The following is an 11,691-nucleotide window of genomic DNA, read 5'->3' on the forward strand; positions in this document are numbered from 1 at the left end:
CGACCTAGTGGGGCTTGTGGCGCGCCTTGGGCCCGCGATCGGGTTCGAGGTGGATCAGCTGGCCCGAGATACGGGTGTGCTCAAGGGCTTTCAGGGTCTGCGGGGACAGCTTCTTCGGCAGTTCGACGAGCGAGTGATCGACCTTGATGGTGATGTGGCCGAAGTCGCTGCGATGCAGTCCGCCCTCATTGGCGATCGCGCCGACGATGGCGCCCGGGGCGACCTTGTGCCGCTTGCCCACGGCGATGCGGTACGTCGTGAGGTCGTCGCGCTTCTCGCGCGGGCGACCCTTTCCAGCCTCGCGCGGCGGACGGTCGTCCCGCTCGCGGCGCTTCTCGGGTGGCGGTTCGGTCATGAGGAACTGGTCGCCATCGCGGCTCAGCAGTGCCAGCGCCGCAGCGATGTCGGCCAGCGGCACGTCGTTGTCGTGTTCGTAGTCCTCGATCAGCCTGCGGAACAAGTCGATTCCCGGCGCGCCCAGTGAGGTGGTGATCGACTCGCGGAACTTCTCCACGCGCTGCGCGTTGACGTCGTCGACCGAGGGCAGCTGAGCCTCGACGAGCTTCTGGCGGGCCACTCGCTCGATCGAATTGAGCAGGTGCCGTTCGCGGGGCGTGACGAACAGTATTGCGGTGCCTGACCTTCCGGCCCGACCAGTCCGCCCGATGCGGTGCACGTAGGACTCCGCGTCGTGCGGGATGTCGTAGTTCAGCACGTGTGAGATGCGATCCACGTCGAGTCCGCGTGCGGCGACGTCGGTGGCGACCAGGATGTCGAGCTTGCCGTCCTTGAGCGATGCGATGGTGCGCTCGCGCTGCGCCTGCGCGATGTCGCCGTTGATGGCCATCGCGGAGAACCCACGGGCACGCAACTTTTCGGCGACTTCCTCGGTGGCCTGCTTCGTGCGGACGAACACGATCATCCCGTCGCCCTGCTCGACCTCGAGCAGCCGGGTCAGCGCGTCCATCTTCCGATGCCCGGAGACCTGGTAGTACCGCTGCGTGATGTTGTCGGCGGTCGCGGTCTTCGACTCGACCTTCACCTGGACCGGGTCGTGCAGGTACTTGGTGGTGATCTTGCGGATCCCGGGCGGCATGGTCGCCGAGAACAGGGCGACCTGCTTGTACTCGGGGGTGCCCTCGAGGATGCGTTCGACGTCCTCGGCGAAGCCCATCTGCAGCATCTCGTCGGCCTCGTCGAGCACCAGGTAGTCGAGGTGGGAGAGGTCGAGGCTGCCCTTCTCCAGGTGGTCGATGACCCGGCCCGGAGTGCCGACGACGACCTGGGCGCCACGCTTGAGCCCGGCCAGCTGGGGGCCGTACGGGGATCCGCCGTAGATCGGCAGCACGTTCACGGGCAGATGCGCGCCGTAGCGGCTGAACGCCTCGGCGACCTGCAGCGCCAGCTCGCGCGTCGGCGCCAGCACCAGCGCCTGGGTGATGCGGCTGGACGTATCGATCTTCGACAGGATCGGGATCGCGAACGCCGCCGTCTTGCCGGTTCCGGTCTGCGCGAGCCCGACCACGTCGGACCCTGCCAGCATCGGGGGGATCGTGGCGGCCTGGATGGCCGACGGCGACTCGTAGCCGACGTCGGCGACGGCCTGCAGCACCGATGGGTGAATCTGCAGGTCGGCGAAGGTGGGCTGGGCGCTGGTTGCGTCCGGTTCGGGCGACGTCATCGAGTTGGCAGTCTACGGGTAGATGAGGCTTGCCCCCGCCTCGCCGCCGCGGCGGCGGGTACGGTTCGGGTTGTGAAGTGGGTCGCGCTCCTGGCGGCGGTGTTGACGCTCGCGGGTTGTGGGTCCGGCGACTCCACCGTTTCCAAGACCCCCGAGGCGACCGTGACAACGGCGCCGAACACCTCCCCCAACATCCCGCCGACGGTCGCCGCTGGCCCGACCACCACGGCGGGGCCCGTCGACCCGTGCGCGGTGAACCTCGCGGCGCCCGAGATCGCCAAGGCCGTGTCCGAACTGCCGCGCGACCCGCGCAGCGACCAGCCGTGGAACCCAGAACCGCTTGCAGGCAACTACAACGAGTGCGCCCAGCTGTCGGTGGTGATCGTCAAGGCCAACACCAACGCCGACAACCCCAACACGCGCGCGGTGATGTTCCACCTCGGCAAGTTCATCCCGACGGGCGTACCGGACACCTTCGGGTTCAACGGGGTCGACAACTCGGTGAGCACCGGCGACACCGTCGCGCTGATCTATGCCAGCCCCGGCACCGACCTGCGGAGCGTCGTGCGGTTCCACTGGAACGGCAACGGCGTCGAGCTCGTCGGCAACACCGGCGGCTGACTTCGGCGCGGGGGTGGGGCGTCGGACCGCTGACCTACAGTGGCAATCGTGTTCGTGGCTTCGGAGGGGACCGACCGCCGCGTCGTCTACAGCGCTTCCGACCTCGCCGCCGCGGCGCGTTGCGAGTACGCCCTGCTGCGCTCGTTCGACGCGCGGCTCGGCTGGGGCCCCGACGTATCCGCCGATGATGAACTGCTCGCCCGCACCGCACTACTCGGCGACGAGCACGAGCAGCGGCACCTGGACCAACTCCGCGCTGCGGAGCAGGAGCAGAACGTCGTCGTCATCGGCCGGCCTGCGTACACCCTGGCCGGCCTGACTGCGGCCGCCAAAGCCACGCGCGAGGCCGTCGAGCGCCGCGCGCCCGTCATCTACCAGGCCGCCATGTTCGACGGCCGCTTCCTCGGCTTCGCCGACTTCCTGGTGCTCGACGACGACCGGTACCGACTTCGCGACACGAAGCTGGCCCGGTCGGTCAAGGTCGAGGCGCTGCTGCAGCTCGCCGCGTACGCGGACACGCTGGCCCGGGCCGGCGTTCCGGTGGCCCCCGAGGTCGAGTTGGTGCTGGGCGACGGGGCCGTGGCGAGCTACCGCACCGACGAACTGATGCCGGTCTATCAACCCCGCCGCGCAGCGCTGGAGCGGCTGCTCGACGGCCACCTCGCTGGTGGCGTGGCCGTGTCGTGGGAGGACGCCGAGGTCCGCGCCTGCTTCCGCTGCCCGGAGTGCACCGCGAAGGTACGCGAACACGACGACCTGCTGCTCGTCGCCGGGATGCGGGTCAGTCAGCGCGCCCGACTGCTGGACGCCGGCGTGTCCACCCGCCGCGAGTTGGCCGAGCACGCCGGGCCAGTACCCGAACTGTCGGCGCGCACGGTCAAGGCGCTCACCGCACAGGCCCGGCTTCAAGTCGCCGACCGGGTGGACGGCAAGCCGCCGTACGAAGTGGTCGACGCACAGCCGCTCATGGTGCTGCCCGACGCCGACAAGGGCGATCTGTTCTTCGACTTCGAGGGCGACCCGCTGTGGACGGTCGACGGCCGGGAGTGGGGTCTCGAATACCTGTGGGGCGTGCTGACCTCAGGCGACGAGTTCACCCCGTACTGGGCGCACGACCGGGCCAGTGAACGCCAAGCCCTCGGCGACTTCCTCACCATGGTGCGCAAGCGGCTCAAGAAACACCCCGGCATGCACGTCTACCACTACGCGGCCTACGAGAAGAGCACGCTGCTGCGGCTGGCCGGGCGCTACGGCGTCGGCGAGCACGACGTCGACGAGCTGCTGCGCAACGGCGTCCTCGTCGACCTGTACCCGTTGGTGCGCAAGAGCATTCGGGTCGGCACCGAGAGCTACGGCATAAAGTACCTCGAACCGTTGTACATGGGCAACGAGCTCCGCAGTGGCGAGGTCACCACGGCCACCGACTCGATCACGCAGTACGCCAAGTTCTGCGCGCTGCGCGATGACGGCCGCGCCGACGAAGCGGCGATCGTGCTCAAGGACATCGAGGACTACAACCGCTACGACTGCCGGTCGACCCGACGCTTGCGCGACTGGATGATGGCGCGCGCCATCGAGTCCGGCGTCCCGCCGCGCGGTCCACAGCCGGTGCGCGACGGCGGCGCCGTCGAGCCGGTCGACGACCTCGAGCGCCGACTGCTCAAGTTCGCGGGCGACGGCATCGAGGAACGCACCGCCGAGCAGACCGCCGTCGCAATGGTGGCCGCCGCGAGGGGTTTTCACCAGCGCGAGGACAAGCCGTTCTGGTGGGCCCACTTCGACCGCGTCAACAATCCCGTCGACGAGTGGTCGGACAACGGCGACGTCTTCATCGCCGAGAAGGCCGAGGTCGTCGCCGACTGGCATCAGCCGCCGCGGGCGCGCAAGCCACAGCGGCACGTAAGGCTCACCGGCGAACTCGCCAACGGCGAACTCGCACATGAGATGTACGCGCTGTACGACCCGCCCGCCCCGGCAGGCCTCGCCGACGACCCCGACCGTCGGGCGTTCGGGTCGGCGACGGTGCTCGAGTGCAACGACCCCGAGGTGCCCACCGAGGTCGTCATCTGCGAGCGGCAACCCAAGGACGGCGACGTGTTCGACCAGTTGCCGTTCGCCCTGACGCCTGGGCCACCCATCAACACCAAACCGCTGCAGGAGTCCATCGCCGACACCGCCGCGGCGGTCGCCGCCGGGCTTCCCAACCTGCCCGCCGACGCCGTCACCGACATCCTGCTGCGACGCCCCCCGCGCACCGTCAGCGGCGGCCCACTCCCCCGCACCGGCGTCGTCGCCGACGACATCGCCGCGGCGCTGCTCGACCTCGATTCGTCGTACCTGGCCGTGCACGGGCCACCGGGCACGGGCAAGACGTTCACCTCGGGCCGGGTCATCGCCCGCCTGGTGACCGAGCGCGGGTGGCGCGTCGGCGTGGTCGCGCAATCGCACGCCGTGGTCGAGAACCTCTTCCGCGACATCATGGCCGCCGGGGTCGACGGCGCGCGGGTCGGCAAGAAGCTCTACACCGTCAACCCGGGTTGGACCGAGCTCACCAACCCCGAGTTCGCGGGCTTCATCGCGAACAACGACGGGTGCGTGGTCGGCGGAACCGGTTGGGACTTCGCCAACGCCAACAAGATTCCGCGACAGGCGCTCGATCTGCTCGTCGTCGAGGAGGCCGGCCAGTACAGCCTGGCCAACACCATTGCGGTGGCCCCGTCGGCCCGCAACCTGATGCTGCTCGGCGATCCGCAGCAGCTGCCCCAGGTCAGCCAGGGCACCCATCCCGAACCGGTCAACGAGTCCGCGCTGGGCTGGCTGGTCGAAGGTCACCACACGCTGCCCGAGGAACGCGGCTACTTCCTGGACTGCTCGTACCGCATGCACCCCGCGGTGTGCCGACAGGTGTCGCGGCTGTCCTACGACGGCCGACTGCGGGCGCGCGAGGACGTCAGCGCCGCCCGCCGACTCGAGGGGGTCGCGCCCGGCGTGCGGGTGCTGACCGTCGACCACGACGGCAACTCGACCGACAGCCCCGAGGAGGCCGATGCGATCGTCGCCGAGATCCAGGCACTGCTCGGCACCTCGTGGACCGACGAGGACGGCACCACTGCGCTGTCGCAGCACCACGTGCTCGTCGTGACGCCGTACAACGCGCAGGTGGTCACCCTGCGGCGAAGGCTGGACGCGGCCGGGCTGACCGACGTCGAGGTGGGCACGGTCGACAAGTTCCAGGGCAGGCAGGCACCGGTCGTGTTCGTCTCGATGACGGCGTCCTCGGCCGAGGACGTGCCGCGCGGAGTTTCGTTCCTGTTCAACAGGAATCGGCTCAACGTGGCCGTCAGCAGGGCCAAGCACACCGCCGTCATCGTCCGATCTGCATTGCTGACCGACTACCTGCCGGCCACGCCGGACCGCCTGATCGAGCTCGGCGCGTTCTTGTCGTTGGCCTCGTGTGATACACCCACGGAGTGAGTGATTCGCTGACCGACCGGCTGACGGCCATCGTCGGCGCCAGCCACGTCAGCGCCGATTCCGACGTGCTGGCCGGGCGCTGCGTCGACCACACCGGGCGGTATCGCGGCAACGCCTCGCTGCTGGTGCGACCTGGCTCGGCCGACGAGGTGGCAGCGGTGCTCGCCGCGTGCCGCGAGGCGAAGACGTACGTGACGGTGCAGGGTGGCCGGACGTCACTGGTCGCGGGCACCGTGCCCGAACACGACGACGTGCTGCTGTCCACCGAACGGCTCACCGATATCGGCCCCATCGACACGAAGGAACGACGCGTGCGGGTGGGCGCCGGGGCCACGGCCGCGGCAGTGCAGAAGGCCGCCGCCGAGGCGGGGCTGGTGTTCGGCGTCGACCTCGCATCCCGCGACAGCGCCACCGTCGGCGGTATGGCCGCGACGAACGCAGGCGGACTGCGCACCGTGCGCTACGGGAACATGGGCGAGCAGATCCTCGGGCTCGACGTCGCGCTGCCCGACGGATCAGTGGTGCGCAGGCACAGCGAGGTACGCAGCGACAACACGGGATACGACCTGGCGTCGCTGTTCGTCGGCTCCGAGGGCACCCTCGGTGTGATCACGGCGCTGGACCTGCGGCTGCATCCCGCGCCCGCGCATCGCGTGACCGCCGTCGTCGGGTTCGCCGAACTGGGTGCCCTGCTCGACGTCGGCCGGGAGTTCCGCGACGCCGACGGCATCGCCGCGCTCGAGTTGATCGACGCGCGGGCCAGCGCGCTGACCGCCGAGCACCTCGGCATCGCCGCCCCGGTCGACGGCGCCTGGCTGCTGCTCATCGAACTGGCCGGCGACACCGACCACACCGAGCGGCTCGCCGATGCCTTGGACGGCGCGAAGCTGGTCGGTGAGCCCGCCGTCGGCGTGGACGTCGCGGCGCAGCGCCGACTATGGGCCGTGCGCGAGTCGGTCGCGGAGATCCTCGGCATCCACGGTCCGCCGCTGAAGTTCGACGTCTCCCTGCCGCTGTCGGAGATCGAGCCGTTCGCCGCGGCGGCCGACGAGCTCGTCGCCGAGCACGCTCCCGACGCGATCCCGGTGTTGTTCGGCCACGTCGGCGAGGGCAACCTGCACCTCAATCTGGTGCGCTGCGCACTGGATGGGGATCGGGAGCGGCAGCTGTACGCGGCGATGATGGCATTGATCGCCACGCACCACGGAAACGTCAGCTCCGAGCACGGGGTGGGCAGCCGCAAGCGCGACTACCTGTCCATGTCACGCACCGAGGCCGACATCGACGCCATGCGCGCGGTGAAGGCCGCGTTCGATCCGGACGGCTACCTCAATCCGGCGGTGCTCTTCACGCGCGAGCGCTGAATACGGTCAGTCGCGGAACCGCATCGAGTGCTTGCCGTAGGTCCCCGCGTCGTCGTCGCTGCTGCGTGAATGCCTACCTCCCGACGGGGGCGGCGGAGCCGGTGGCGGCACCTGAAGGTGGTCATCGGCGTCGACGTGAAAACCGTTGTGGGCGAATCCGATCGGCTCGGGCGACGGTGGCGGCGCGGCGGGCATCGGAGGCGGATCAGCGAGCAGCTCGTCGAGGCTGCGGTGCCATGGGTCGTGTCCGTTCGTGACGGCGGCCATCGGCGGCGGTGCGACGGGATCCAGCTGGGGCTCGGGTTCGTCTTCGAGCAGCGAATGCCACGACTCCACCGGCCCGCTGTGCCACGTGTCCGCTGGCGCGTGCAGCGGGTGTTCGACGTGCACGGCCATGGGCTCGGTCAGGCTGTCGTCGGCGGGGATGGCGTCGATCGCGTCGAGGACCAACGTCCGCTCGGCTTCGGTCTCCGGCGCGGGCTCCTCGTCCCATTCGACGGTGTACTCGACGTACTCGTCGTCATCGGGGAAGTAGTCGACGTCGGCGGCGGGCGGGAGGACGTCGTGCCCTCCGGCCGCCGCGAACCGATACCCCGGGGTGCGCAACGCGGCGGTGAACGTGTCCAGTTCGTCGGGCCCGTCGTCGATCACGTCACGCGGCGCCGGGCGGTACCCCTCGGCGCCGGAGCCGCGCAGGAACAGCGCCGCGACGACGCCGAACAGTGCGACGAAGGCGGGCAGCAGCAGCGACTGCGACAGCGCCGCCGAGAACGGGACCTTCAGGAACGCGGGCAGCTCGGCCACGGTCCCCTCCGTCGTGTCCCCGCCCAGTTTCATCCCGGGAAGCTCGGCGCCCAGCCGCGACGTCATGAACGCGGCGATGCCTGCGCTGCCCAGCACGCTGCCGACCTGACGCGTCGTGTTGTAGACACCCGACCCCGCGCCCGCCAGTTGCGTCGGGAGGTTGCGGGTCGCGGTGGCCGCCAGCGGAGACCAGATGAACGCCATCCCCACGCCCATGACGATGAGCGGCAGCACCAGCCGCCACGTCGGCGTCGTCGGCGTCAGTTCGATCGACAGCCACGTCAGCGCGATCGCGACCGCAGAGAAGCCGAACCCGACGATGGGACGCGGGTGGGTGCGGTCGACGATCTTGCCGACGAACGGAGCGAGCACGCCGGACGCTACGGCCATCGGGGCGACCAGCAGCGCCGCACCGGTCGGCGACAGTCCGCGCACCGCCTGCGCGTAGAACATCACCGGAACGATCATGGCCGTCACCCCGAAGCCGATCACCGCGATGCCGAGGTTGGACAGGCTGAAGTCGTTGTCGCGGAAGATCTTCAGCGGGATCAGCGGCTCGTCGCGGTTGACGGACTGCCAGTACACGAAGCCCCCCATGAACGCCAGCCCCACCGTCACCACGGCCCAGATCCACCACGCCCAGTCGTGGGATTCGCCCTCCTGCAACCCGAACACGATCAGGAACATGCCGACGCCCGACAGCAACACGCCAAGCACGTCGAACCGGTGGCGCTCGGTGGACAGCACGGGGACGAACCAGAATGCCAGCGCCAGCCCGATGACGCCGATCGGGACGTTGACGATGAAGATCCACTGCCAGCCGAGGCCGTCGACGAGGAACCCGCCGGCCAGCGGACCGACGAGCGTGGCCACCCCGGCCGTGGCACCCCACACGCTCAATGCGACGCCGCGTCGCTCGGGCGGGAAGATCCTGGTGATCGTCGACAACGTCTGCGGCGTCATCAGCGCCGCGCCGATGCCCTGAACGACACGGGCCGTGATCAGCCATTCGATCGAGCCCGCCAGACCGCACCACAGGGACGCCGCGGTGAACACCGCGAGGCCGACGAGATAGAGGTTCTTGGGCCCGAAGCGGTCGCCGAGCCGGCCGGCCAAGAGCAGCGGCACCGCGTACGCAAGCAGATACGCGCTCGTCACCCACAGCACGCCGTCGTAGTCCGTGTCGAGGTGTTCGAGGATCTCCGGGTTCGCGACCGCCACGATGGTGGCGTCGAGCAGGATCATGAAGAAGCCGACCATCATGGCCCATAGCGCGTGCCACGGATTCTGCGTCCGCTGTGGGTCGTCGTACCGCTCCATCAGGGCCGCCGTCACCGGGTCACCTCACCCACGACGGGGCAGGTCAGCGCCCCACGCCAGGGGGCGCGGCGGACGTGCGGAGCGACGGGTGTTTGCGGCATCTATTCGACCATGCGTAACGAACCTATCCAGGCGACGCTACGTACCGGGTCTTGTCCCGACAAGTCGGGCAGGCGGCATCGCCGCCGGTCACACCGGATCGACCACCACTCCCGCGGGGACGTCGACGTCCTCATTCGAGCCAGTTACCCCCGCGATGAGCAGGGCAAACAGGGCGATTACCGCACCGACCGTCATGACGAGCGCCAGCGCGAACTCACCGTTGCCCAGCAGCCCCACCAGCGGGGCGACGGCCGCACCCAAACCGAACTGAGCGGCCCCGAGCAACGCGGCCGAAGTCCCGGCGGCGTCGGGGTGCCGCGACAGCGCCACCGCAGGCGCGTTGGGAATGACGAAGCCCATGGCGGCGAGGATCACCCACACCGGCACCAGGAACGCAGCCAGCCCGTTGACGCCCGCGCCCGCGAGGGTGACGAAGACGATGCCGGTCAGCGCCGAGGCGGCGAGCGCCCACACCACGATGGTCTGCGGCGTGAAGCGCTTGAGCAGCACGACGTTGAACTGCGTCGCAGCGATCAGCGCGACCGCACCCGCGCCGAAGACCAGCGCGAACGTCTGCTGATCCAGCCCATAAGTGCCCTGCAGCACGAACGCCGCACCCGCGATGTACGCGAACAGCCCGGACATGCCGAGCGCGCCGACGAGCACGAGGATGACGAACTTCGTGTCCTTCAACAGTTCGCCATAGGTCGCGAGGATGCCGCGCACCTTGAGCGGGCGACGGTGCGATACGGGCAGCGTCTCGGGCAGCGCGAGCGCGGCGAGCAGCAGCAGCGCGCCTGCCAGCACCACCAGCACGGCGAACACCCAGTGCCACGACGCGTGCAGCAGCACCGCGGCCCCCAGCGACGGCGCGACGATCGGTGCGACGCCGAGTACCAGCATCAGTCGCGACATCACCGTCGCGGCGACGGAGTCGGCGAAGAGGTCGCCGACGATCGCGATGGCCACCACCATCGCCGCGGCCGCGCCGACACCCTGCAGTCCCCGGGCCACGCCGAGCGTGGCGATGTTGGGTGCGAACAGGCAGCACAACGACGCCACCATGTGCAGCGCGATGCCCGCCATCAAGGGCCTGCGGCGGCCCAGCGAGTCCGACAACGGCCCGATCACCAGCTGCCCGAGGGCCAGCCCGGCCAGCGTCCCGGTCAGCGTCAGCTGCGCCACGGACGAGGACACCGACAGCTCGTCGGCGATTCGCGGCAACGCGGGCAGATACATGTCGATGGTCAGCGGCCCCAGCGCGACGAGCAGTCCGAGCACCACGATCATGCGGACCCGACTGGGCACCGGCTGATCAGGTACTCCGCCCGACATGTTGTAGTCAGCGCAAGCGAGGTCCACGTCAAACGATGTTGCCATGCAAATGATTAGCAATGCATATCAGTTTTTTCTTCCCGCAGGCCAAACGTCCATACGTGAGCGACATCACCCTCGGGCACCACGAGCCCGTCGGCGTTCGTTGAGTAGGCGTTAGCCTGAAAGCTCGTCTGAACGTGTTAGGGGAGGCCGAGACCATGAGCGCTCGTTCCAGCGCCAAGAGCCAGGTGCCTGCTGTCGTCGACGACGATCCGAGCATGGCCGCGCGCGCCCTCTCCCAAATCATCGAACGCGGTGCTCGCGTCCAGGGGCCCGCGGTCAAGGCGTACGTGGAGCGGCTGCGCGAACACAGCCCCGACGCCACGCCCGCCGAGATCGTGGCGAAGCTCGAGAAGTATTACCTCGCGGCCGTGATGGCCAGCGGCGCCGCGGTGGGCTCTGCGGCCGCCTTTCCCGGGATCGGCACGCTGGTGGCCCTGTCGGCGGTCGCGGGCGAGACGGTGGTGTTCCTCGAGGCGACGGCGGTCTTCGTGCTCGCCGTCGCCGAGGTCCACGGGATCCCCGCCGAACACCGCGAGCGGCGGCGCGCCCTGGTGCTCGCCGTGCTGGTCGGCGAGGACAGCAAGCATGCGATCGCCGACCTCATCGGCACCGGCCGCACCAGCGGGGCCTGGATGGCCGACGGCGCGGCGTCGTTGCCGCTCCCCGCGGTGTCGCAGCTCAACAACCGGCTGCTCCGGTACTTCGTGAAGCGCTACGCACTCAAGCGCGGGGCCATCGCGTTCGGCAAGCTGCTTCCCGTCGGAATCGGAGCCGTCGTCGGCGGCGTCGGTAACCGGATGATGGGCCGCAAGATCATCAAGAACGCGCAAGTCGCCTTCGGCGCGCCTCCGCCGCGCTTTCCGTCGACGTTGCACGTGCTGCCCGCTCCAGAGCAGTAGCGGGAGACCCTTCGGCCGCCATCGACGCCGACCGAGTAGACAAGTG

7 protein-coding genes are annotated in these 11,691 nt (G+C 69.5%); 4 read left to right on the top strand and 3 right to left on the bottom strand.

The window, feature by feature from the left end:
* Positions 1 to 4 precede the first annotated feature (4 nt).
* Positions 5 to 1,681 (bottom strand): DEAD/DEAH box helicase, encoded by a 1,677-nt coding sequence (locus SLQ33_RS28005; RefSeq protein WP_319457178.1) that lies wholly within the window; start codon positions 1,679 to 1,681, stop codon positions 5 to 7.
* A gap of 72 nt (positions 1,682 to 1,753) precedes the next feature.
* On the opposite strand from SLQ33_RS28005, the gene SLQ33_RS28010 reads away from it, so the two are divergent.
* From SLQ33_RS28010 to SLQ33_RS28020, 3 genes are read left to right on the top strand one after another with little or no spacing between them, the layout of a single operon-like run.
* Positions 1,754 to 2,302 (top strand): LppP/LprE family lipoprotein, encoded by a 549-nt coding sequence (locus SLQ33_RS28010; protein ID WP_319457179.1) that lies wholly within the window; start codon positions 1,754 to 1,756, stop codon positions 2,300 to 2,302.
* A 48-nt stretch (positions 2,303 to 2,350) separates the two neighbouring features.
* Positions 2,351 to 5,776, top strand: coding sequence for a TM0106 family RecB-like putative nuclease (locus tag SLQ33_RS28015; protein ID WP_319457180.1), 3,426 nt, complete (start codon positions 2,351 to 2,353; stop codon positions 5,774 to 5,776).
* Positions 5,773 to 7,140, top strand: a complete 1,368-nt coding sequence (locus SLQ33_RS28020; RefSeq protein WP_319457181.1) for an FAD-binding oxidoreductase — start codon at positions 5,773 to 5,775, stop codon at positions 7,138 to 7,140. Before SLQ33_RS28015 ends, SLQ33_RS28020 begins: the two co-directional genes overlap by 4 nt.
* A gap of 6 nt (positions 7,141 to 7,146) precedes the next feature.
* Here the strand turns inward: SLQ33_RS28020 and SLQ33_RS28025 are convergent, their stop codons facing one another.
* Positions 7,147 to 9,264 carry an MFS transporter gene (locus tag SLQ33_RS28025; protein ID WP_319457306.1) on the bottom strand — a complete coding sequence of 706 codons (2,118 nt, stop codon included), beginning with the start codon at positions 9,262 to 9,264 and terminating at the stop codon, positions 7,147 to 7,149.
* Between the two features lie 189 nt (positions 9,265 to 9,453).
* Positions 9,454 to 10,746, bottom strand: a complete 1,293-nt coding sequence (locus SLQ33_RS28030) for a multidrug effflux MFS transporter (RefSeq protein ID WP_413467721.1) — start codon at positions 10,744 to 10,746, stop codon at positions 9,454 to 9,456.
* A 155-nt stretch (positions 10,747 to 10,901) separates the two neighbouring features.
* Between SLQ33_RS28030 and SLQ33_RS28035 the strand changes: the two genes are divergently transcribed.
* On the top strand, positions 10,902 to 11,645 hold the full coding sequence (locus SLQ33_RS28035; RefSeq protein WP_319457182.1) for a hypothetical protein: 744 nt from the start codon (positions 10,902 to 10,904) through the stop codon (positions 11,643 to 11,645).
* Positions 11,646 to 11,691: the final 46 nt, after the last annotated feature.

The organism is Mycobacterium sp. RTGN6, from assembly GCF_033804605.1.
Lineage (GTDB): Bacteria > Actinomycetota > Actinomycetes > Mycobacteriales > Mycobacteriaceae > Mycobacterium.